We start from the raw sequence: 22,768 nt of genomic DNA, 5'->3' as shown, positions 1-22,768 counted from the left end.
CACCGGCCCCCACGGGCTATCTGCGCCCCACCGTGTCCGCGATCCCCCACACGGACTGAGGAACGCTCCGACCGAGGAGCGTACGGACCGGATTGCACGGACCGAGATCGCACGGACCGGGAGCGTACGGACCAGGAGCGTACGGACCAGGAGCGTACGGACCAGGAGCGTACGGACCGAGGAACTGCAGGCGGTGAAGGTCCCCGGGCGGGGCGGCCCTGCAGGCGGGGTGCGGGCCGAGGCACCCACGGGCCGAGGCACGTGCCGACACGGTGTGCCCGCGGGGCCCCGGCGGAGCTCCGGCCGATTCTCCTGTTTCTCCCGTGGTCCGCTCACGGCTCGGCGTTTATCGCGGTCGCAATCGACCTACCCTGAAGGTGTGACCCCTCTCATTGAGGGGGCTTCTCACTCGTCCGTACATGCGCAGTCGTGCGACGTCATACGAACTCATGACGGGCAGGCCCTGTCCGAAGCCGTTCGGCCGAAGCAGAGCGAAGCGTTCCGGCCCCGGCCGGCGACGTGGAGTCGGGAGAAGTCATGGCAGACCGCGGAGAACCCCCAGAAGGTCCGCCCGAGGGTCCGACGGGCGGCGGTGAGGACGAGTACAGATCGCTCGTCTTCGACGAGTCGTTCGTGCGCGCTGCCCGGTTGCAGGAATTCTCCGCCCAGGAGCGTATGGAGGACCACGCCCCCGCCGTGCGCAGCCTGCCGGCCCGACGCCTGCGCACCGGCCCCCGGGCCGCCGTCACCCTGGTCCTGCTGATCGCCCTGGCCTTCGGAACGGCCGTGTACATGGGCCTCCGCCACCCCTACGAGGCCCCCCTCGGCAGACGGGCCGAACCGCTGAGATCGACCGTCGTGCCCCTGGCACCACAGGGCGCCGTACCGGGCGGCACCGCTGCCGCCCTCCTCGCCAAGAGCCCCGCCGCCCACTTCGGAACAGGTGCCGACGGCATCAATCTGCCGGCGGTCAGGCGGACCGACAACTTCTCCGACAGCCAGGTGGCGACGGCCCTGACCACCGTCAAGGACTATCTGGTGGCCTCCTCGCTCGACTCCGACGTGCTCAACGGCACCGCGGCCCGCCCGGTGGAGATGCTCCTCGACCCGGATCAGACGGCCCAGTTCGAGCGCAGCATGAGCAGGCCGCAGGACGACGGGCAGCACGCCGCCACCGGGTGGCTGGTGCGGTTCGATCCGGCGAAGGTGGCCCTGGCCTCCCCGGACATCCGGGTCCGCGGAACTCTGAGCTACACCGAGGAGGGCTCCGACACGCTGGAGGTGGTGTCGGACCACACCTTCACCTACACGCTCCGTCCGGCCGTCCCCGGGCCCCAGCCGGCGGACGGCGCCTCGCTCTTCACCGTACGGCGCGAGCTGCACTTCCGCTTCGACCGGGAGGACCTGCGGCTGCACCGGCTGGAGCTGCGCAGCAGCTACGTCCAGGCCGGACCGCAGTCGTGCCCGGCCGACACCACCGGTGCGCTGCGCCCGCTGCTCGCCGGGCAGCACGCCGTCTCCCGCGGCCCCGCGGGCACCGACCCGTATGCGACGGACCGGCCCACGGCGGCGTTGTGCGGAACCCTGGCGGTCAGCTCCCCGCAGGCTCCGACCCGGTCCCCGGCCCATCAGGATTCCGGGGCTCCTCGGACCCCGCAGAGTCCGTCGAGCCGTCCTTAGCGCCGCCCCTGCCCGCCGATCCGCCCTGGCCGGTGAACTTGTCGCGGAGCTTGCCGCCCAGGTCCCCGGCGCCGCCCGCTATGTCGCCCACCAGCTTCATCAGCGGATCCTTGCTGGTGCGCACCGTGTCCGCGTAGTGGGCCGCGGATTCCCGGAAGGAGTCGGTCACCGAGGTGTCCTTGTCCTCGTCGCGCCGCGGGTAGTGACCGTCCATGATCCGCTGGTAGTCACGGGTCTCGGACCACTTCTTCAACTCGGCCGCGCGCACCGTGGTGAACGGGTGCGAGCGGGGCAGCAGGTTGAGGATCTTGAGCACCGAGTCCCGCAGATCGCCGCCCTTCTCGTACTCGTCGGCCTGCGCGAGGAAGGCGTCCACGTTCATCTCGTGCAGGTGGTTGCCGCCCGCGATCTTCATCAGACCACGCATCGAGGCCCGCAGATCCTGGCCGACGAGCAGTCCGGCCCGGTCGGCCGACAGCTCGGACTTGCGGAACCACTCGCGCAGCGCCGTCACGATCGCCATGATCGCGACATTGCCGAGCGGGATCCAGGCGACCTTCAACGCGATATTGGTGAGGAAGAGAAGAATCGTGCGGTACACCGCGTGGCCGGAGAGCGCGTGCCCCACCTCGTGGCCGACGACGGCCCGCATCTCCTCCTCGTCGAGCAGCTCCACCAGCCCCGTCGTCACCACGATGATCGGCTCGTCGAGGCCGATGCACATGGCATTGGGCTGAGGGTCCTGGGTGACGTACATCGGCGGGACCTTCTCCAGGTCCAGGATGTAACAGGAATCGCGAAGCATGTCGTTGAGGTGGGCGAACTGCGCGTCGCTCACCCGGACGGAGTCGGAGAGGAAGAGCAGTCGCAGACTGCGCTCGGGCAGCAGGCCGCTCAGCGTCTTGAACACGGTGTCGAAACCGCTCAACTTGCGCAGGGCCACCAGCGCCGAGCGGTCCGCCGGGTGTTCGTAGGCCCGGGACGAGATCCCTGCGAAGCGCCTGCGCTGCCTGCTCGGCACGTTCTCGTGGCTCTCGTGGCTGTGTTCGGTCATGAATGGGCCCCCTGTTCGTACGAGATTTCGCTCGCCCCCCTGACAAATCCCAGCGTAGGTGCTGGGGCTACGGTGTGCGGGGGGCTGTGGACAACTGAGGAGACGCCCGACATGCCGCACACCGTTGCTCTGCTCGCCGCCGCATCCGGGGACCAGGGGCCAGGCAATACGCTCCGTATCGTGCTGCTCGCCTCGCTCGTCGGAGCCGTGCTGCTCGGCTGGTTCCTGCTCCGCGGATACCGCAACGACGACAACAACGACTGAGTCGGCGTGAGCGTGCCCGGGGGGCACGCATACGATGTGCGCGACGTCTTCCTTCCGACTCCCGATCGATAGGTCCTGCCGAAGATGAGCCTCACGAGCACCGCACACCAGCTGGTCACTCTCGCCTCCGAGGGCGGCGAGCACGGTGGCAACCACGAAAGCCTCAGCCCGTACGTGACCGGCGGCGGTGCGTTCATCGCGCTGCTGCTCCTGCTGTGGATCACCACCCGCTTCAACCGCGACCGCTGAAGCGAAGGCGAACAGCTGTGCCAGTAGGCTCTGCACGCATGGGAGAGCAGGAAGTGCCTACCGGCCGCGGAAAACGCCGACTCGGCGTGATGGGCGGGACGTTTGACCCGATTCATCATGGACACCTGGTGGCGGCCAGCGAAGTGGCCGCCCAGTTCCACCTCGACGAGGTGATCTTCGTACCGACCGGGCAGCCGTGGCAGAAGAGCCACAAGCACGTCTCCCCGGCCGAGGACCGTTATCTGATGACGGTCATCGCGACGGCGTCCAACCCGCAGTTCTCGGTCAGCCGGAGCGACATCGACCGCAGCGGTCCCACGTACACCATCGACACGCTGCGGGACCTGCGTGCGATCCACGGCGACGCGGACCTCTTCTTCATCACCGGTGCCGACGCGCTCTCCCAGATCCTCACCTGGCGGGACGCGGACGAGCTGTTCTCGCTCTCCCACTTCATCGGCGTGACGCGGCCGGGCCATGTGCTCACGGACGCCGGACTGCCGGAGGGCGGGGTCTCCCTCGTGGAGGTTCCCGCGCTCGCTATCTCGTCCACCGACTGCCGTGAGAGGGTCGCGCAGGGGGATCCGGTCTGGTACCTGGTGCCGGACGGTGTGGTCCGCTACATCGACAAGCGCCAGCTGTACCGCGGCGAATGAGCGACGCAGAGGGGCACCGGTGAACGACCGACAGAACGCGTACGACCCGTACTACCAGCAGCCGCAGATCATCGGCTACGACGAGTACGGCCAGCCGGTGTACCAGCAGCCGCAGCAGGTCCAGCAGCAGCCGTACGACCCGTACGCCTCCCAGCAGCAGCAGTCGCCACAGGCCGACCAGGGGTACGGATACGACCCGTACGCCCAGCCGCAGCAGCAGCCTCAGCAGTCACAGCAGCACGTTCAGCAGCAGCCGTACGACCCGTACGCCTCCCAGCAGCCGCAGCCGCCCCAACAGCAGCACCCGCACCAGCCGGAGCACCCGCAACAGCAGGCGTACGGCGGCTATGACGGTTACGGCTACGACACCGGCCTGCAGCCTGCCGCGGTCGACACCACCCAGCAGTGGAACATCCCGCAACAGGCGGCCCCTCAGCCCGCACCTGCCGCACCTGCCGCCCCGACCCCGCCGGAGCCCGACCCCGAGCCGGGCGCCGGCGACGAGCCGGACGCCGCCGTCCCCGGGCAGCGCCGCGCCGACCGCGACTACCGCACCGAGCAGTTCTCCTTCATCGAGGAGCCCGACGAGGACTCCGAAGACGTCATCGACTGGCTGAAGTTCACCGAGAGCCGCAGCGAGCGACGCGAGGAGGCACGGCGTCGCGGCCGCAACCGCATGGTCGCGCTGATAGTCGTGGTGGCCCTGATCGTGGTCGGCGGTGTCGGCTACCTCTGGTCCGCCGGAAAGCTCCCGGGCCTGTCCGGCTCGGAAAAGGACAACACGGCATCGACGGGCCCGCAGAAGCGGGACGTCATCGTGGTCCATCTGCACAACACCAAGAAGGGCGGCACCTCCACGGCGCTGCTCGTCGACAATGTGACGACCAAGCAGGGCGCCACGGTCCTGCTCCCCAACTCGCTGGCGGTCGCCGACGACGGCGGCGCCACGACCACCCTCGGCAAGTCCGTCGACGACGACGGCGCCACCGGCACCCGCGAGTCCATCGACACCCTGCTCGGCACCGACATCAGCGGTACGTGGCGGCTCGACACCCCGTACCTGGAGACCCTGGTCGACCTGGTCGGCAGTATCGAGGTCGACACCGACACCGAGGTGCCGGACGCGAAGAAGGGTGCCGCCCCCCTGGTGAAGAAGGGCGAGGCGCAGACCCTGAGCGGGCAGATGGCCGTCGCGTACGCCACGTACCGGGGGCCGGGCGAGGCCGAGGCGAAGCAGCTCACGCGGTTCGGGGAGGTCATGCGGGGCGTTCTGCGGAAGCTCTCGGACGACCCGAAGGCCGCCACGGTCACCGTGCAGACGCTGGGGCAGATCCTCGACCCGTCGCTCCCCGAGAAGGACCTGGCGGCCTCCCTGGCGAAGCTCGCCGAGCACGCCAAGGTCGGCGACTACAAGACGGCACTGCTGCCCGTCCAGGACGACGGATCGCTCACCGACGCGGCCACCGAGAGCGTCGTCAAGGACATCCTGGGAGGCACGGTCAAGGCTCCGGCCGCCGACGCGGCGGTCCGGGTCGGTGTCAGGAACGGCACCGGGAACACGGACGGCACGGAGTCCGCGCGGATCAGGCTGATCAACGGCGGCTACACCTTCGTCGGCGGCGGAACGGCCGACCCGGTGACGACGTCCGAGGTCGTCTACAAGGCCGCGACGGACAAGGGGAAGGCGACACAGGTCGCCAAGACCCTGGGCCTGCCGGTGAACGCGGTGAAGCAGGGCAAGCCCGCCGCGAACGCGGATGTGTCCGTCGTGCTCGGCCAGGACTACAAGATCAAATAGGCGGCATCCGGCCGCTGGGACGATGCCGATCCGATCCGCGAACAATCGCTGCGTGGGCTGTCGGCGGTCCGTGAGACCCTAGAGGTTGACCTGACCGCCGACGAAAGCCTGCTTGTGACCGCCACGGACCGCTCCATCGAGCTCATCAACGCCGCCGCTCAGGCGGCCGCCGACCGGCTCGCGCACGACATCATTGCGTACGACGTCAGCGACGTGCTGTCGATCACGGACGCCTTCCTGCTGGCCTCGGCCCCCAACGACCGCCAGGTCAAGTCGATCGTCGACGAGATCGAGGAGCGGCTCCAGAAGGAGCTCGGCGCCAAGCCGGTACGCCGCGAGGGCGACCGCGACGCCCGCTGGATCCTCCTCGACTACGTCGACATCGTCATCCACGTCCAGCACAGCGAGGAGCGGGTCTTCTACGCGCTGGAGCGCCTCTGGAAGGACTGCCCCGAGATCGCGCTTCCCGAGGACGCCGTCAAGACCCGTGGGAAGGCCGAGGAGCACGCCCGGCTCACCGGCGGCACGGAAGGTGAGCAGAGCTGAACAGCGGCGGAAGCGGCAGGGGCCGCAGGATCGTCCTCTGGCGTCACGGCCAGACGGCCTGGAACCTGGAGCGCAGGTTCCAGGGGTCCACGGACATCGCGCTCACCGACGCCGGAGTCGGGCAGGCCCAGCGGGCCGCCCGGCTGCTGGCCTCGCTGAAGCCGGACGCGATCGTCGCCTCCGATCTGCAGCGGGCGGCGGCCACCGCCGCCCAGCTCGCCGCGATCACCGGCCTCGAAGTCGCACACGACGCGGGGCTGCGCGAGACCTACGCGGGTGCCTGGCAGGGCCTCACCCACGAGGAGATCGTCGGGCAGTACGGCGAGCAGTACGCCGCCTGGAAGCGCGGCGAGCCCGTGCGCCGCGGCGGCGGTGAACTGGAGACCGAGGTCGCCGACCGGGCCGCCCCGGTCGTCCTCGGACACGCCGACAAGCTGCCCGAGAACGGCACGCTGGTCGTGGTCAGCCACGGCGGCACCATCCGCACCACCATCGGCCGGCTGCTGGGCCTGGAGGCGCACCACTGGGAAGGTCTCGGCGGGCTCTCCAACTGCTGCTGGTCGGTGCTGGGCGAGGGTGCGCGCGGGTGGCGCCTGCTGGAGCACAACGCCGGCACGCTGCCCGAGCCGGTGCTCGGCGACGACACCTGAGGGCTGCCCCGCAGTCCCCGGCGGCCGGATTTCACTTTCCGGCAGGTCACAGGCTAAAGTTCTTCTTGTTCGCGGGGCGGAAACGCAGAGAAACACAGCGAACAGCGGGGCTATAGCTCAGTTGGTAGAGCGCCTGCATGGCATGCAGGAGGTCAGGAGTTCAATTCTCCTTAGCTCCACAATCAGGATCCCGTCCCGTCAGGGGGCGGGATCCTTTGCGTTCTCTGCCACTGAAGCTTCGCTGCGGCCTTCCTGCGGTTCCTTGTGGCCCCTCACTTCGCCCGGCGCCGCCGCAACGCGGCGATGCGTTCGCCGCTGTCCTCGTCGGCCGGGGTGTACGCCACGATCCGGCACTCCGGCAGCCCATTGACGGACAACGACACCGAGGTCATCCGGATCTCCCCGGGCAGTGCCCAGTGCCGGAAGGTCTTCACCCGAGGTCCGGGCGGGGCGACGTTCCCACTGCGCCACAGCTCGGCGAAGTACGGACTGGCGGCCGAGAGCCGTTCGACGAACGACTCCCACGCGGGCTCGCCCGCGTGGCGCCCGTACGCGCCCCGCAGCGTGGCCACCATGATCGGCAGCTCCTGCGCCCGGTGAACCACGGGACAGGCGTCCTCGGACGCCGTGAACAGCGTCCACAGCACGTTGCGTATCCCCGTTCCCACGATCTCCGGGACGGCGAACAGATCGCGATAGGCGGGGTTGGTGGCCAGGATGTCGTATCGCGTGTTGTAGACCACGGCGGGATGGGGATCGAGCGCGTCGATGATGCCCTGGATCTCCGGCCCCACCTCAAGGACGTCGGACTGCCTGCCGGGCACGCAGGCCACCTCCGCCAGGTGGTAGAGGTGTTCGCGCTCCGGCGCGTCCAGCCGGAGGGTGCGCGCCACGGCGTCCAGCACCTGCGGTGACGCGTTGATGGGACGTCCCTGCTCCAGCCAGGTGTACCAGGTGACGCCGACGCCGGAGAGCTGCGCGACCTCCTCGCGACGCAGGCCGGGGGTGCGGCGGCGCAACCCGGGGGCCATGCCCACATCGGCGGGTGTCACCCGCGCCCGGCGATTGCGCAGAAACGCCGCGAGCTCCGGGCGCCGCCGGTGGGGGCTCGTCCTGGGCGCCGTCCGTCCGCCCGCCCGGTCCGCAGTCCGGTCCGCCGCCTGATGTGTCGTCACCGTTGCCACACCCCCATGTTCGGTGACCTGTCAGGGAGTTGCCAGGTGCTGTCGGTACCAGCATCAGCGGGCTCTCGTTACCCGTATTCGGCCGGGGCCAGGCTCGATGTCATGACGACGGCATCCGAGGCAACTCCACGTTCCGCAACCAGTAAAGACCCCGCCACTGACAACCGCTCCGGGAGAGTGCTCGCCCTGGTGCTCGCCGCCCAGTTCATGGCGCTGCTCGACATCTTCATCGTCAACGTCGCCGCCCCGACGATCCGCAGCGAACTCCACGCCTCCGGCGCCGGGTTGCAGCTCGTCGTGGCCGGCTACACCATCACGTACGCGGTGCTGCTCATCACCGGCGCCAGGCTCGGCGACCTGCTCGGACACGGCCGGGCCCATCTGATCGGGCTCGGCGTCTTCACCGCGGCCTCGCTGGCCTGCGGACTCGCTGCGGGAACCGGGCAGCTGATCGCCTTCCGGCTGGTGCAGGGCGCGGCCGCGGCGGTGATGATTCCGCAGGTGCTCAGCCTCATCCAGCGCCACTTCACCGGCGAGGCACGGACCAGGGCGCTCGGCGCCTACAGCGCGGTGCTCGCCACCGGGGCGGCCGCCGGGCAGGTGCTCGGCGGGGTACTGGTCAGCGCCGATCTCTTCGGTGCGGGCTGGCGGCCGGTCTTCCTGGTCAACGTGCCCATCGGGCTCGTTCTGCTGGTGCTCGGCCACCGTGTGCTGCCGCGCGAGCCGCGCACCGCGCCCGGCAGGGTTCGGGCCCGGGCCCGCGGCCTCGATCTGCCGGGGCTGGTCCTGCTCGCCGCCGCCGTCACGCTGCTCACCGTCCCCCTGGTGCTCGGGCAGGAGCTGGACTGGCCGCTCTGGTCCCGGTTCTGCATGGCCGTCTCCGTGGGGCTCTTCACCGTCTTCGCGGCGTACGAGTCGCGGCTGGCAGCGCGCGGTGGTGCGCCCCTGATCGCCCCCGGGGTGCTGCGCGTTCCCGGTATCGCCCGGGCGGCGCTGCGCATTCTCCTGGTGATGGCGATCAACGGCGGCTTCCTCTTCGCCATGACGCTGCACGTTCAGGGAGGTCTGGGCTGTTCACCGCTGCGGGCGGGGCTGATGTTCGCACCGACGGCGCTGGTGTTCGGCGTGGCCGGACTGACCTGGCGGCGATGGCCCGCCGGACTCCAAAGCGCCCTGGTGCCCGGCGGGTTCGTACTCGCGGCCGTCGCCTCCGTGGCCGTCGGACTCCTGATGTGTGGGGGCGGCGACGGCGGGCCCGTGCTGTATGCGGCCTTCGCGGCGATGGGTGCCGGCCTGGCGCTCGGCTTCAGCCCCACCCTTACCAGGGCGCTGGCGGACGTGCGTCCCAAGGACGCGGCCGACGCGAGCGGCGTACTGGTGACGGTCACCCAGCTCGGACAGCTGACCGGGGTCGCCGCGTTCGGCACGCTCTATCTCAATCGCCTTGACGCACAAGGGGTCCAGGGGTCGGGGCAGGCGTTGTGGGTGTGTGCACTCGCGCTCGCCGCAGCCGCTGTGGCGGGTGCGGCGGCGGGTCTCGTACGGCGTCGGTGAGTGGCCGGTTCTCCGGCGGGCTGCCCCTCTTGCGGGCTCATGGCAGAATCGGAGCGCCGGAGGGGGCGACGGACCGAACGGGAGGGAGCGCGATGCCTGCGAGCCGCCACGAGGTCCCGGACCTGCTCCTTGTCCCCGGATTCCGTGCAGCCCCCGAGAACGGCGGGACGTTCGTCATGTGCACCGCCCGCGGCCAAAGCCGGAGCTGACCCATGGGTGCACACAGGCGGAAATGTGACTGGTGCGGCAGCGGTACGCCCATCGTCAGGGACATGGACCCGATCAATCCGGAGTACCAGTACTGGTGCGAGGAGTGTGCGCGGGCGCTGATCATAAAGGGCGACCCGATCGAGACCTATCGGGAGCTGGAGGGGGAGCCGATCTACGGTCGGCTGTTGGAGGAGCATTGCACGCTCAAACGCTTCTACTCCTTCGCCACGGCCTGACTCCTCCGGCTCCACCGGCCTCGGCCCAGGTGGTGCAGAACGGGTCAAATCGATACGGCCAGGAATCGATTTGGTGGACCGGTGGGGTCACCGGTAATGTTCTCGATGTCGCCAGGGAAACCAGGCGGAACACAGCACGGGGCTATAGCTCAGTTGGTAGAGCGCCTGCATGGCATGCAGGAGGTCAGGAGTTCAATTCTCCTTAGCTCCACAGTGAAGAACGAGAAGCGGGTCACCCACACAGGGTGGCCCGCTTCTCTCGTCTGTTCGCTTGCCCGTCTGCCCGTCTGCCCGTCTGCCCGTCTGCCCGTCTGCCCGTCTGCCCGTCTGCCCGTCTGCCCGTCTGCTTGCATCGCTTGTACCGCCCGTCTGTCCGTCGTATGCCGATGCCGGAAAGCCGGAGTTCCGTCGTGCGGCGGCTCCCGTGCCCTGTCCATGGTTCGGTCGCGCCCGGCCCGGCTCCGGGGCCGTGCGGTACCCTGACGCCATGCGTGCCGTACGCCTTCTGCTTAGCGAGCCGCGCTGATCAGTCCCGACCGGTGAGAACGCCTGGTCGGAATCAGCGCGGCGTCCCCTCCTGTGCGAGGGGATTTTTCGTTTCCGTAGACGCGTGTCCGTAGAGATGGGCGCCGGCAGATGACGATCGATGGAGCTTTGAGGATCATGAGCGAGACGACTTCCGCAGCCGAGACGGCTGCGCCGCACCGCTACACGGCAGCGATGGCCGCCGACATCGAGGCACGCTGGCAGGACTTCTGGGACGCCGAGGGCACGTACGAGGCGCCGAATCCGACCGGCGACCTGGCCGGCGATCCCGAGCTGGCCGCCAGGCCGAAGAAGTTCATCATGGACATGTTCCCGTACCCCTCGGGTGCGGGCCTGCACGTCGGTCACCCGCTGGGCTACATCGCCACCGATGTCTTCGCCCGCCACCAGCGCATGACCGGGCACAACGTGCTGCACACCCTGGGCTTCGACGCCTTCGGCCTGCCCGCGGAGCAGTACGCGGTACAGACCGGCACGCACCCGCGGGTCTCCACCGAGGCCAACATCGAGAACATGACCGCCCAGCTGCGCCGGCTGGGCCTGGGTCACGACAAGCGCCGCTCGTTCGCCACGATCGAGTCGGAGTACTACAAGTGGACCCAGTGGATCTTCCTGCAGATCTTCAACTCCTGGTACGACGCCGAGGCCGACCGCGCCCGCCCGATCGCCGAGCTGGTCGAGCAGTTCGAGAGCGGTGCGCGCCCCACCCCGGACGGCCGTGACTGGAGCGCGCTGAGCGCCGTCGAGCGCGCGGACGTCCTGGGCGGGTACCGCCTGGCGTACGCCTCCGACGCGCCCGTCAACTGGTCGCCCGGCCTGGGCACCGTCCTGGCCAACGAAGAGGTGACGGCCGACGGTCGCTCCGAGCGCGGCAACTTCCCCGTCTTCAAGGCCAAGCTGCGCCAGTGGAACATGCGCATCACCGCCTACGCCGACCGGCTGCTGAACGACCTGGACGGGCTGGACTGGCCCGAGGCGATCAAGCTGCAGCAGCGCAACTGGATCGGGCGCTCCGAAGGCGCGCGCGTCGACTTCCGGGTCGACGGCTCCGACAGCATCACCGTCTTCACCACCCGCCAGGACACCCTGTTCGGTGCCACCTACATGGTGCTGGCACCCGAGCACGAGCTGGTCGAACGGATCATTCCGGCCGCCTGGCCCGAGGGCACCCACGCGGTGTGGACCGGCGGATACGCGTCCCCGGCCGAGGCCGTCGCCGCGTACCGCAAGCTGGCCGCCGCCAAGTCCGACGTGGAGCGGCAGGCCGAGGCCAAGGACAAGACCGGCGTCTTCACCGGCGCGTACGCGACCAACCCGGTCAGCGGCGAGAAGGTACCCGTCTTCATCGCCGACTACGTACTGATGGGCTACGGCACCGGCGCGATCATGGCCGTACCGGCGCACGACGCGCGCGACTTCGCCTTCGCGCGCGCCTTCGAGCTGCCGATGCGCTGTGTCGTCGAGCCGTCGGACGACCGTGGCACGGACCCCTCGACGTGGGAGGACGCCTTCGCCTCGTACGACGCGAAGCTGGTCAACTCCGCCAACGACGAGATCTCGCTGGACGGCCTGGGCGTCGTCGACGCCAAGGCACGGATCACCGAATGGCTGACGACGCACGGGGTCGGCGAGGGCACCGTCAACTTCCGGCTGCGTGACTGGCTGTTCAGCCGCCAGCGCTACTGGGGCGAGCCCTTCCCGATCGTCTACGACGAGGACGGCATCGCCCACCCGCTGCCCGAGTCGATGCTGCCCCTGGAGCTGCCGGAGGTCGACGACTACTCGCCGCGCACCTTCGACCCGGAGGACGCCGACACCCGGCCCGAGACGCCGCTGTCCCGGAACGCCGACTGGGTCAACGTCACCCTGGACCTGGGCGACGGCAACGGTCCCAAGAAGTACCGCCGTGAGACCAACACCATGCCCAACTGGGCGGGATCCTGCTGGTACGAGCTGCGCTATCTGGACCCGAACAACGACCAGAAGCTGGTCGACCCGGCGATCGAGCAGTACTGGATGGGCCCGCGCGAGGGGCAGCCGACCGGCGGCGTCGACCTGTACGTCGGCGGTGCCGAGCACGCCGTACTGCACCTGCTGTACGCCCGTTTCTGGTCCAAGGTCCTGCACGACCTGGGGCACATCTCGTCCGCCGAGCCGTTCCACAAGCTGTACAACCAGGGCATGATCCAGGCGTTCGTCTACCGGGACAGCCGCGGCATCGCGGTCCCGGCGGCCGAGGTCGAGGAGCGCGACGGACAGTTCTACCACCAGGGCGAGAAGGTCAGCCGCGTCCTGGGCAAGATGGGCAAGTCCCTGAAGAACGCCGTCACGCCCGACGAGATCTGCACCGAGTACGGTGCGGACACGCTGCGCCTGTACGAGATGGCGATGGGCCCGCTGGACGTGTCGCGGCCGTGGGACACGCGCGCCGTCGTCGGCCAGTACCGGCTGCTGCAGCGGCTGTGGCGCAATGTCGTCGACGAGGAGACCGGTGAGGTCACCGTCGTCGACACGGAGCCGGGCGAGGAGACGCTGCGTGCGCTGCACAAGGCCGTCGACGGGGTCGGCCAGGACATGGCCGGGATGCGTTTCAACACGGCGATCGCCAAGGTCACCGAGCTGAACAACCACCTGACCAAGGCGGGCGGGCCGCTGTCCCGGTCCGTCGCCGAGCCGCTGGTGCTGCTGGTCGCGCCGCTGGCACCGCACATCGCCGAGGAGCTGTGGCGCCGGCTGGGCCACACCGGGTCGGTCGTGCACCAGGACTTCCCGGTCGCCGATCCGGCGTACGTCGTGGACGAGACCGTGACCTGTGTCGTGCAGGTCAAGGGCAAGGTCAAGGCGCGCCTGGAGATCTCCCCGTCGATCACGGACGAGGAGCTGGAGGCGCTGGCGCTGGCCGACCCGGCCGTGGTGGCGGCGCTGGACGGTGCGGGCATCCGCAAGGTGATCGTCCGGGCACCGAAGCTGGTCAACATCGTCCCGGCATGATGGCGTGGCGTACCGCGTGAGGCGCTGACCGCGCCGGGCGCGACGGTGTGGGGGTGTTCCCCTACGGGCAGGTTGAGGGTTCCGGTGGAACCCTCGACCTGCCCTTTCCGTTTACGGTGGAGGGGCCGGTACCGGCGGCCGAGACGACATCCGAGAGGCGCTCATGGACTCCGTGATCCTGATTCTGGGGTTGCTCTTCTTCGCGTTCGTGGCCCTGGGCGTGTACGTGGGCGTCAAAGCCATCGGCGCGGCGAAGCGCGGCGTGGACCGGACGGTGGCCCAGGCGCGCCGCACCGTCGAGGAGACCACGCTGCGGGCGAAGAGCTATGGGCAGACGGGCGTGGGCGGAGAGCTGGCACAGCTGCGGCTGGCACTGCGGACATCCATGCGGGCCACGCAGGAGGCGTTGCAGGCCGGAGCCGCCGAGGACGCCTCGCTCTCGGAGGCACTGGGCCTTTTCCAGCGGCTGAGTGTGCACGGCCGGGAGCTGGACGAGGATCTGAAGAAGCTGGAGCGCGAGCCCGACCGGGCGACCGTCGCCTCGCTGCTGCCGAGCCTGAAGCAGCGTACGGAGCGGATCACCCATTCCGCGGATTCGCTGCGGTGGGCCGCGCGTGACCGGGCACGGCAGTTCTCCGACGACTCGCTGGACGCGCTGAACGCACAGATCGACGTGGAGGCGGGGGCGCTCCGGCACTGGACGGTGGAGCCGGACGCACCGGGCCAGGGGCGGGGCGGCGGGCCGCAGGGCGACGCGAGCGGGCCGGACCGGGGACCGGAGCAGGAGCAGCGGCCGGGGCAGACGCGGGGGCAGGAACCGCGACCGGGGCAGGGCCGGCAGCCGGGGCAGGGGAGTGGACCGGCCGACGGCGCGGCGCGGGCGATCACGGCCCCCGATCCGCGACGGCAGACCGGATATCCATGGCAGAAGGCGCCCCGGCCCGAGACGACGAACTGACACGTTCGATGACCGGCGGTGACCGGATGCGGTCCGATGAGATCAGGAGAGATCATTCGGTCGGGGTCGGACTGCCAGGACACGGACTCGCCAGGTAACCTCCCGCTCATGTCCCGCCATGTCGCGATCGTCACCGATTCCACGGCCTACCTGCCGCCCGAGACGATGGAGCGGCACGGCATCACCGCGGTGCCGCTGACCGTCGTCCTCGGAGATCAGGCTCTGGAGGACGGTACCGAGATCTCGGCCCGTTCCCTTGCGGTGGCGCTCCAGAAGCGTCGCCCCGTCACCACGTCCCGGCCGAGTCCCGAGGTGTTCGCCACCGCGTACCGGGCGGCGGCCGAGGCGGGGGCCACCGGCATCGTCTCGCTGCATCTCTCGGCCGAGATCTCGGGCACGTACGACGCAGCCCTGCTCGCGGCGAAGGAGGCGCTGGTTCCGGTCCGTGTAGTGGACACCGGGATGGTCGCCATGGCCCTCGGATTCTGCGCCCTGGCATCCGCGGAGACGGCGGAGGCGGGCGGGAGCCTGGACGAGGCGGTCGCGGCCGCGGAGAAGCGGGCCGCGGGCACCTCGGCGTACTTCTACGTCGACACGCTGGACTACCTGCGGCGCGGTGGCCGCATCGGTGCCGCACAGGCGCTGCTGGGATCGGCTCTCGCGGTGAAGCCGCTGCTCCAGCTCGACGGCGGCCGCATCGAACTGCTGGAGAAGGTACGGACGGCCTCGAAGGCGATCGCGCGCCTGGAGGAGATCGTCGCGGAACGGGCGGGCAGCGGCCGTGTGGACATCGCCGTGCACCACCTCGCGGCCCCCGAGCGGGCGGAGCGGCTCGCCGAGCGACTGCGTGAGCGGGTGCCGGGGCTGGTCGACCTGCATGTGAGCGAGGTGGGCGCGGTGATCGGTGCGCACACCGGCCCCGGTCTGCTGGGGGCAGTCGTCTCACCGCGCTGATCGGCCGGCCGGCGAGGCGAGCGGCTGGGCAGCCGGGAGGTCGGGCGGGCGGCTCGGCAGCCGGGAGGTCGGTCGGTGGGCGGGTAGGCGGCTGGGCGCGGGATCGGTCGGGCCTGGTGACGTCCTGCGTGTTCCGAGTGGTCTGAGCGTCGTGCGTGCCTCGTGTGCTCTGTGTGCCTTGGGTGCTCTGCGTGCTCGGTGTGCTCTGCGTGCTCCGGGTGCTTTGGGCGTCACTCCGATGAGTGGTCGAGATATCCACAACTGGTCGGTTGTCCACCGGAATTAGACCTGCTCAGCGGATTCGGGTGGATGTGCCTACCGTCGTGAGGCATGGCACCCCGATCACATCGTGCAACCAGCGGAAGCGGCAGTGGCCCCGGTCGGTCCCCGGCCTCGGACGGTCGTGTCCGTAGCGGCCCCGGCACCGGACCAGGTGTCGGCGTCGGACCGGGCTCGGGCCTCGGGCCCGGTCGGCGACGGTCGTCGCGCCGTGCAGCGGACACGGTGGCTGCGGCGTCGCGACGCCGGGCGGACGCGCTGATGACGGGGGCGTACGGAGGGCGGGTCGCGCGGCCTGTGCTGGGGATTGCCCCGACTTCGGTCTCGGCGCCGGCCTCGTCTCCGGTTTCCTCTCCGGTCACGCGCCCAAGCCCAGATCCACGCCCAGGTCACGGCCCGAGCCCGAGCCCAAGTCCGGTTGGGGCTGCGGCTGGTGCTTCCATTTCTGCGAGGGGCCCGTCGCCCTCGCCCTCGCCCTCGTCCTCGTCCTCGTCCTCGTTGTCGTCCTCGGTTTCGGTTTCGGCCACCGTGCCGGATTCCGAAGAGGTGGGGCGGTGGCGGCAGAGGGTGGTTCCCGCGTTGCGGGAGCGGCTTCCGGTGTGGTTGCAGCTCAGATGTGGTCTGGAGCCGAAGACTCTTGCCGCGTTGGCCGTTGTGCTGGTCGCGGCCGGAGTTTTTGCCGCAGTGCACTTCTGGTCCGCACGCCCACAGTCCGTGCGTGCGCCCGAGCCGGTCGAGGAGGCCGCGCCCGCCCGGACGTCGCCCCTGACGGCGGACGGTGCCGGGGGGCCGGAGCCGTCGCCGGGGCCGCCACCCGGGGCGGGGCCGGGCGGACACATTGTCGTCGACGTGAGCGGAAAGGTGCGAAGCCCTGGTATCCGTCAACTGCCTTCCGGAGCAAGGGTCGCCGATGCGTTACGCGCGGCGGGCGGAGTCCGGGACGGAGCAGACCTCACCGGACTCAACCGGGCGCGGGTGCTCATGGATGGGGAGCAGATCGTGGTGGGCACCCCGCCAGGATCTTCAACTGCCGGTGGGGCGGCCGGCATCGCGACGGGCAGCGGCGGGAGCGCTGCGACCGGTCCGGTCAGCCTCAACACCGCGACCGTCGAACAGTTGGACACACTGCCGGGTGTCGGCCCGGTTCTGGCCCAGCACATCGTCGACTACCGCACACAGCACGGCGGCTTCCGCTCCGTCGATGAACTGCGTGAGGTCAACGGGATCGGTGACCGCAGGTTCGCCGACCTCCGGCCATTGGTGGGGCCATGAGCCACCTGGACGTCCATGCGGCGTCCGGCGGTCGACTCGGCGCCTCCGAACCGCGGCAGGAGGGTCCGGCCGATCTTCGACTGGTCCCGCCTGCCATGGCGGCCTGGGCCGGAGCGGCACTGGCGCTGAGTGCGCCAGGGTGGTGGACGACGGTGGGTGTGATCCTCTGCGTGGGTGCGGCCATGGTGCTCCTGGCCATGTCGGGGGCGTCCGGAACCCGTGTGCTGCGCAGAGAGGCAGCCGGTGCCCCACCAGACAGGCCTTCCTCTGATGCCGATGCCGATGCCGATGCCGATGCCGACGCCGACGCCGACGCCGGAGCCGATTCCGGAGCCGATTCCGGTGCCGGTGCCGGTGCGAACGCCGATGCCCATGCCCATGTTGATGCGGACGAGGACGGGGAGGCGGGCGCCGACACTGCGGACAGGGCTGCGGCAGACGGGCGGCGACGGCGGTGGTGGTCGCGGGCCACGGCTATCGCCACCGCTGCGGCGTTGCTCTGTGCGGCGGCCGGGGCAGCGGCGGCCGGATTGCACAGCGCGGATGTACGGCAGGGGCCGGTCCACGAGCTGGCAGAGCGGTTCGCGACGGTCGAGGCGGAGCTCACGGTGACGTCCGATGCCCGGCGGACCACGCCCCGGGTGCGGGGCGACCACAGCACACCCGTCGCCCTCCTCATGGATGCCGAGATCACCCGGCTGACCGGTCCCGACGGTGCGGTCACCGGGCTGAGTACACCAGTGCTGCTGATCGTCTCGCCCGGCGGATCGATGGGACCGTGGCAGCAGTTGCTCCCCTCCACACACCTGCGTGTCGGCGGCCGGCTGTCACCGCCAATGCATGACGGAGAGCGCAGTGCCGCCGTCCTGCGCCCCGTGGGCAAGGGACCGCCTCGCGTCATCGGGCCTCCCTCCGTCCTCCAGCGCACGGCAGGCACGCTGCGCGGCGGGCTGCGACAGGCGACCGAGCGGCTCGATCCCGACGCAAGGGCCCTGCTGCCGGGCCTGGTGGTCGGCGACACCTCACGGATCACCCCCGAGCTGCAGGAGGCGTTCAAGGCCGCCGATCTCACCCACCTGATGGCCGTCTCCGGCTCCAACCTGGCGATCCTGCTCGTCCTCCTCATCGGACCGCCAGGCATGGCGCTGCGCGCCGAACGTCGCGGGCTGGCACCCCGGTTGGGCATTTCGCTGCGGCTCACGGCGCTGCTCGGCGGCGGGCTCACGCTGGCCTTCGTCATCGTCTGCCGACCCGAACCGAGCGTTCTGCGTGCGGCGGCGTGCGGGCTGATCACCCTGCTGGCCATTGGTACGGGGCGCCGGAGATCACTGATCCCGGCGCTGGCGGCCGCAGTTCTGTTGCTGATTCTCTACGACCCGTGGATGGCGCGCAGGTACGGATTCATCCTCTCCGTGCTGGCCACCGGCGCCCTGCTGACCATCGCCCCGAAGTGGAGCGATGCGCTGCAACGGCGCGGAGTTCCGGCCAGACTCGCCGAGGCGCTGGCCGCGGCGGCCGCCGCGCAGGTGGTGTGCGCGCCGGTGGTCGTGCTGCTCGCCTCGCGGGTAAGCCTGGTGGCGATCCCGTGCAATCTGCTGGCCGAGACGGCGGTGCCGCCGGCCACGATCCTCGGGTTCGCCGCGCTCGCCCTGGCGCCGGTGGCCATGCCGGTGGCGGAGTTGCTCGCTCGGCTCGCGGGGTGGCCTGCCGGTTGGATCGCTTCGGTGGCCCGCACCGGGGCGGCCATGCCCGGGGCGGAGATCGACTGGCCCGACGGCGGGAAGGGCGCGGTGCTGCTCACCGCGCTGACCGCCCTGGCGGTGCTCCTCGCCCGCCGGATACTGCTCCGCCCCTGGGCCTGTTCGGCTGCCGCGCTGCTGCTGGTTCTCGCGGTGCTGCGTCCGGCGCCGCTCACCCGGATACTGACCGGATGGCCGCCGCCGGGCTGGGCGTTCGCGATGTGCGATGTGGGGCAGGGGGACGCCCTGGTGCTGGCGGCGGGGGACGGTGCGGGGGTGGTCGTCGATGCCGGCCCCGATCCTTCACTCGTCGACCGGTGCCTTGGTGATCTCGGCATCACCGAGGTGCCGTTCCTGGTCCTCACGCACTTTCACGCCGACCATGTGCGGGGCCTGCCAGGGGTGTTGCGGGGCAGGGCGGTGGGTGCGATCGAGACGACGAGCCTGGACGAACCGCCGGACCAGGCCGCGTTCGTACGGAGGACGGCGGCCGAATCACACGTCCCCCTGGTCCGGGCCGTCCTGGGGGAGCACCGCCGGATCGGGGCGCTCGACTGGCGGGTCCTCTGGTCGGCGAGCGCCACGGGGCCCGGCGGAATACCGGCGGGCCCGGGTGCCGGTCCCGTACCGCTGGAGCCGAACGACGCCAGCGTCACCCTGTACGTCCGGGCCGGAGGGCTGACCTTGTTGCTGCTGGGGGACCTCGAACCGCAGGCCCAGCAGGGGGTGCTGCGCAGATATCCCGCGCTGCCGAGGGTGGATGTGCTCAAGGTCGCGCATCACGGCTCCGCCCATCAGGACCCGGCGCTGCTGCGCAGCACGCACCCGAGGCTCGCCCTGGTGAGCGTGGGAAGGCACAACCCGTACGGCCATCCGGCGCCGCGTACCGTCGATGCGCTCAGGGCGGGCGGCGCCGTGGTGCTGCGTACGGACACCGATGGCGCGATCGCCGTGACGGGTGCCGGGCCGGGGCTGCGGGCGGTGGGCCGGTCGTGACGATCAACCCCACAACCGCGCGGCTCCGGCGGTCCCACAACCGCGCGGCTCCACCGGTTCTACGGCAGCGCGGCTCCGTCGGTCCCACAACCGCGCGGCTCCGGCGGCCCTACGGCAGCGCGGCTCCGGCGGTCCCACGACAGCGCGGTTCCGTCGGTTCCCGCAGCCGCGCGGCTCCACCGGTTCTACGACAGTGCGGCTCCGTTGGCCCCACGACCGCGCGGCTCCGCCAGCTCTACGACAGCGCTGCTCTGCCAGTTCTCCGACCGCACGGATTCGCCGGCCTCATGGCCACCGTTCCCGGCGGCGCCGGTGATACCAATTCGGACCTTCGGTAACACCTCCACCCAAGCCACTTCAAGCCATTCCGAGCTGCGCTGTTTGCCTCGAACGGCACAATGGTGATCGAATGCATGCTCGTCGGTGGGCCGCTGCTCCGACAGAGACGTCCAGCCGCCGGGCCCCAAGGTGAATCGTCCCCCGGGGGAAGGTGGAACATGTTCGGTCGTTGGCTGAACGGCAGGCGAGCGGCGGGATCGGCGCAGGGCAACGCCCTGGCCGGGCTGGAGATGCCGCGCACTGCCGGACTGCTCAGTTGCCGGGTGCTCGACCCGGTCAACGAGGTCGTGCCGCTGGCCGAGTTCGTGGTCACGGACAGCGCGGGCCGCAAGGTCTTCGGCGGTGAGACCGACCCGTTCGGCAACGTCCTCGCCACCGTCCCGGCCGGTGAGTACCGGCTCGCCGTCACGGCCGAGGGCTTCACCCCGTTCCACGCGTCGGCCACGGTCGGCGAGGGCGGTCACGCGAGCCTGGGCGATGTGACCCTGCAGCTGTCCGCGCCTCCGCAGCTCCCCGCGCCGGGGGAGTGGGAGGTCGAGCCGATGCACTCGCAGATCGGTTTCACGGCCCGGCACATCGGTCTGGCGCGCATCCACGGCCGGTTCAACAACTTCGCGGGGGCCGTGCGGATCGCCGACCGCATGGAGGACTCGGCCATGCACGTGATCATCGACGCCGCGTCGATCGACACGAATGTCCAGATGCGGGACAACCACCTGCGCTCCAGCGACTTCCTCGACGTCGGGCGCTATCCGACGATGGAGTTCTACAGCGAGCGCTTCGTCCACCGGGGCGGCACCCGCTGGGGCGTGACCGGTGCGCTCACCCTGCACGGCGTCAGTCGCACAGTCACCCTGGACACCCAGTACCTCGGCCTGGGCAACGGCCTTGAGGGCGAGACCCGGGCAGCCTGCCGGGCCACCACGGAATTGCACCGTGAGGACTTCACCCTCACCTGGCAGACCATGCTCGCCCGCGGCATCGCGGCCGTGGGCTCCAGCATCTCGATCGACCTGGACATCCAGATCGTCCCCAAGACCTGAGCCGCGGGCGCCCCGTCAGGGCGCTTCGAGCCACCCCTCGTACTCCGCGGCGAAGGCATCCAGCGCCGACGAGTCCAGCCGCCCGGACGGGTCCTCCACGACCACCAGCCACTGGGCGTCCTCGGCGTCGTCCTCGCCGGCCAGCGCGTCGCGTACGAGCTGGGGCTCCTCGGCGACCCCGAACCGGTCGGCGAGCTCCCCGGCCACCTCCTCCGCGGCATCGCGGTCGGGCAGCACCAGCACATGTCTCACATCACTCACCGGCCCATTCTCCCGCACCGCGGCGTCCCGGCCCCGGCCCGGTGGACAGGGCGGCCGGGGACGTCATCGGGGGCTGTCGGTGGTGCATGGGATGCTGGACGGCGATGGCCACCAGAAGGAATTCCACCGACGACCCGCTCGCCCCCCTCACGCTCGCCGTGGGCCAGGAGGACCTGCTCCTCGACCGCGCCGTGCAGCAGGTGGTGGCGGCCGCCCGGGCCTCCGACCCCGACACGGATGTCCGCGACCTCACCTCCGACCAGCTCCAGCCCGGCACCCTTGCCGAGCTGACGAGTCCGTCGCTGTTCGCCGAGCGCAAAGTGGTGATCGTGCGCAATGCGCAGGACCTCTCCGCCGACACGGTCAAGGACGTCAAGGCGTATCTCGGCGACCCGGTCGAGGAGATCACCCTCGTCCTCCTGCACGCGGGCGGCGCCAAGGGCAAGGGCCTGCTGGACGCGGCGCGCAAGGCGGGTGCGCGGGAAGTCGCCTGCCCGAAGACCACCAAACCGGCCGAGCGGCTCTCATTCGTCCGGTCCGAGTTCCGGGCGCTGGGGCGTTCGGCGACGCCAGAGGCGTGCCAGGCGCTGGTCGACTCCATCGGCAGCGATCTGCGGGAGCTGGCGAGCGCGGCCTCGCAGCTCGTCGCGGATGTCGAGGGCACCATCGACGAGGCGGTGGTCGCCCGTTACTACACGGGCCGGGCCGAGGCGTCGAGCTTCACGGTCGCCGACCGTGCGGTGGAGGGCCGGGCGGCGGAGGCGCTGGAGGCGTTGCGCTGGTCGCTGTCGACCGGGGTGGCGCCGGTGCTGATCACGAGTGCGCTGGCGCAGGGCGTACGGGCGATCGGCAAGCTGTCCTCGGCCCGTGGCGGCCGGCCCGCCGATCTCGCCCGTGAGCTGGGCATGCCGCCGTGGAAGATCGACCGGGTGCGGCAGCAGATGCGTGGCTGGACGCCGGACGGGGTGGCCGTCGCACTGCGGGCGGTCGCGGAGGCGGACGCGGGCGTCAAGGGCGGTGGCGACGACCCGGAGTACGCCCTGGAGAAGGCCGTGGTCGCGGTGGCACGGGCGGCGCGGTCGGGACGGTGAGCCCGGGTCGGGACGACAGGGCGGCCGGTGCCCGCCTCGTCGCTGAGCGCCGTCCTGCTTGTCCTTGAGCGCTGAGTCGCCTCGTCGCTGAGCGCCGTCCTGCTCGTTCTTGAGCGCTGAGTCGCCTCGTCGTTGAACGCTGCCCCGCTCGTCCCTGCACGCCGACCCGCCGCGTCGCTGAACGGCGCCCCGCCCTGCCCCTGAGCCCTGACCCGCCC

The 22,768-nt window shown here is 70.6% G+C and carries 20 protein-coding genes and 2 tRNA genes; 18 read left to right on the top strand and 4 right to left on the bottom strand.

Annotated elements, in window-relative coordinates; translation table 11 throughout:
- The first annotated feature begins 537 nt into the window (after positions 1-537).
- The gene (locus AADR41_RS33160; protein WP_342285441.1) at positions 538-1,680 is read left to right on the top strand and encodes an SCO2583 family membrane protein; all 1,143 of its coding nucleotides are present in this window, start codon (positions 538-540) and stop codon (positions 1,678-1,680) included.
- On the opposite strand, the gene AADR41_RS33155 is transcribed toward AADR41_RS33160, so the two are convergent.
- Complete coding sequence (locus tag AADR41_RS33155; RefSeq protein WP_342285439.1) at positions 1,592-2,734, bottom strand: M48 family metallopeptidase; 1,143 nt, start codon at positions 2,732-2,734, stop codon at positions 1,592-1,594. The genes AADR41_RS33160 and AADR41_RS33155 overlap by 89 nt on opposite strands.
- Before the next feature lie 111 nt (positions 2,735-2,845).
- Between AADR41_RS33155 and AADR41_RS33150 the strand changes: the two genes are divergently transcribed.
- From AADR41_RS33150 to AADR41_RS33120, 7 genes are all read left to right on the top strand, one after another.
- A complete protein-coding gene (locus AADR41_RS33150; protein ID WP_326765550.1) occupies positions 2,846-2,998 on the top strand; it encodes a hypothetical protein in 153 nt (50 codons plus the stop codon).
- An 84-nt stretch (positions 2,999-3,082) separates the two neighbouring features.
- Entirely contained in the window at positions 3,083-3,247 is a 165-nt protein-coding gene (locus AADR41_RS33145) for a hypothetical protein (RefSeq protein ID WP_164495212.1), read from the top strand.
- A 38-nt stretch (positions 3,248-3,285) separates the two neighbouring features.
- Positions 3,286-3,903, top strand: a complete 618-nt coding sequence (gene nadD, locus AADR41_RS33140; protein ID WP_124717753.1) for a nicotinate-nucleotide adenylyltransferase — start codon at positions 3,286-3,288, stop codon at positions 3,901-3,903.
- Between the two features lie 19 nt (positions 3,904-3,922).
- Entirely contained in the window at positions 3,923-5,701 is a 1,779-nt protein-coding gene (locus AADR41_RS33135; RefSeq protein WP_342285436.1) for an LCP family protein, read from the top strand.
- A gap of 114 nt (positions 5,702-5,815) precedes the next feature.
- Positions 5,816-6,247, top strand: coding sequence for a ribosome silencing factor (rsfS, locus tag AADR41_RS33130; protein WP_342285435.1), 432 nt, complete (start codon positions 5,816-5,818; stop codon positions 6,245-6,247).
- A complete protein-coding gene (locus tag AADR41_RS33125; protein WP_342285446.1) occupies positions 6,244-6,897 on the top strand; it encodes a histidine phosphatase family protein in 654 nt (217 codons plus the stop codon). Before rsfS ends, AADR41_RS33125 begins: the two co-directional genes overlap by 4 nt.
- A gap of 106 nt (positions 6,898-7,003) precedes the next feature.
- Positions 7,004-7,076: transfer RNA gene (locus tag AADR41_RS33120), tRNA-Ala, on the top strand.
- A 93-nt stretch (positions 7,077-7,169) separates the two neighbouring features.
- Here the strand turns inward: AADR41_RS33120 and AADR41_RS33115 are convergent.
- The gene (locus AADR41_RS33115) at positions 7,170-8,081 is read right to left on the bottom strand and encodes a helix-turn-helix transcriptional regulator (protein ID WP_446751150.1); all 912 of its coding nucleotides are present in this window, start codon (positions 8,079-8,081) and stop codon (positions 7,170-7,172) included.
- 102 nt (positions 8,082-8,183) lie between these two features.
- Here AADR41_RS33115 and AADR41_RS33110 point away from each other — a divergent pair, with 102 nt between their 5' ends.
- The 6 genes from AADR41_RS33110 (at position 8,184) to AADR41_RS33085 (ending at position 15,530) form a co-directional block, all read left to right on the top strand.
- Positions 8,184-9,635, top strand: a complete 1,452-nt coding sequence (locus tag AADR41_RS33110) for an MFS transporter (protein ID WP_342285434.1) — start codon at positions 8,184-8,186, stop codon at positions 9,633-9,635.
- Positions 9,636-9,847: 212 nt separating this feature from the next.
- Positions 9,848-10,081, top strand: coding sequence for a hypothetical protein (locus AADR41_RS33105; RefSeq protein ID WP_015608461.1), 234 nt, complete (start codon positions 9,848-9,850; stop codon positions 10,079-10,081).
- A 138-nt stretch (positions 10,082-10,219) separates the two neighbouring features.
- Positions 10,220-10,292 (top strand) — tRNA-Ala (locus tag AADR41_RS33100).
- A 452-nt stretch (positions 10,293-10,744) separates the two neighbouring features.
- Positions 10,745-13,618 carry a leucine--tRNA ligase gene (gene leuS / locus AADR41_RS33095; RefSeq protein ID WP_342285428.1) on the top strand — a complete coding sequence of 958 codons (2,874 nt, stop codon included), beginning with the start codon at positions 10,745-10,747 and terminating at the stop codon, positions 13,616-13,618.
- A 163-nt stretch (positions 13,619-13,781) separates the two neighbouring features.
- Complete coding sequence (locus tag AADR41_RS33090; RefSeq protein ID WP_342285426.1) at positions 13,782-14,576, top strand: hypothetical protein; 795 nt, start codon at positions 13,782-13,784, stop codon at positions 14,574-14,576.
- A 108-nt stretch (positions 14,577-14,684) separates the two neighbouring features.
- On the top strand, positions 14,685-15,530 hold the full coding sequence (locus AADR41_RS33085) for a DegV family protein (RefSeq protein ID WP_342285425.1): 846 nt from the start codon (positions 14,685-14,687) through the stop codon (positions 15,528-15,530).
- A 668-nt stretch (positions 15,531-16,198) separates the two neighbouring features.
- Here the strand turns inward: AADR41_RS33085 and AADR41_RS43010 are convergent.
- Positions 16,199-16,336, bottom strand: coding sequence for a hypothetical protein (locus AADR41_RS43010; RefSeq protein WP_446751149.1), 138 nt, complete (start codon positions 16,334-16,336; stop codon positions 16,199-16,201).
- Between the two features lies 1 nt (position 16,337).
- Between AADR41_RS43010 and AADR41_RS43005 the strand changes: the two genes are divergently transcribed.
- From AADR41_RS43005 to AADR41_RS33070, 3 genes are all read left to right on the top strand, one after another.
- Complete coding sequence (locus tag AADR41_RS43005) at positions 16,338-17,081, top strand: helix-hairpin-helix domain-containing protein (protein ID WP_446751148.1); 744 nt, start codon at positions 16,338-16,340, stop codon at positions 17,079-17,081.
- Positions 17,078-19,816: a ComEC/Rec2 family competence protein gene (locus AADR41_RS33075; RefSeq protein WP_342285422.1), complete on the top strand. Its 2,739-nt coding sequence runs from the start codon at positions 17,078-17,080 to the stop codon at positions 19,814-19,816. Before AADR41_RS43005 ends, AADR41_RS33075 begins: the two co-directional genes overlap by 4 nt.
- Before the next feature lie 497 nt (positions 19,817-20,313).
- Complete coding sequence (locus AADR41_RS33070; protein WP_342285421.1) at positions 20,314-21,198, top strand: YceI family protein; 885 nt, start codon at positions 20,314-20,316, stop codon at positions 21,196-21,198.
- Between the two features lie 15 nt (positions 21,199-21,213).
- Here the strand turns inward: AADR41_RS33070 and AADR41_RS33065 are convergent, their stop codons facing one another.
- Complete coding sequence (locus AADR41_RS33065; protein ID WP_199883160.1) at positions 21,214-21,459, bottom strand: hypothetical protein; 246 nt, start codon at positions 21,457-21,459, stop codon at positions 21,214-21,216.
- Positions 21,460-21,563: 104 nt separating this feature from the next.
- Here AADR41_RS33065 and holA point away from each other — a divergent pair, with 104 nt between their 5' ends.
- Positions 21,564-22,550 (top strand): DNA polymerase III subunit delta, encoded by a 987-nt coding sequence (holA, locus tag AADR41_RS33060; RefSeq protein WP_342285420.1) that lies wholly within the window; start codon positions 21,564-21,566, stop codon positions 22,548-22,550.
- Positions 22,551-22,768 lie beyond the last annotated feature (218 nt).

The sequence above is a fragment of the Streptomyces sp. CLV115 genome, assembly GCF_038448545.1.
In the GTDB taxonomy this organism is placed as follows: domain Bacteria; phylum Actinomycetota; class Actinomycetes; order Streptomycetales; family Streptomycetaceae; genus Streptomyces; species Streptomyces sanglieri.
The sequence above is the reverse complement of the archived record's forward strand: the minus strand, read 5'-3'. Positions and strand labels throughout refer to the sequence as shown.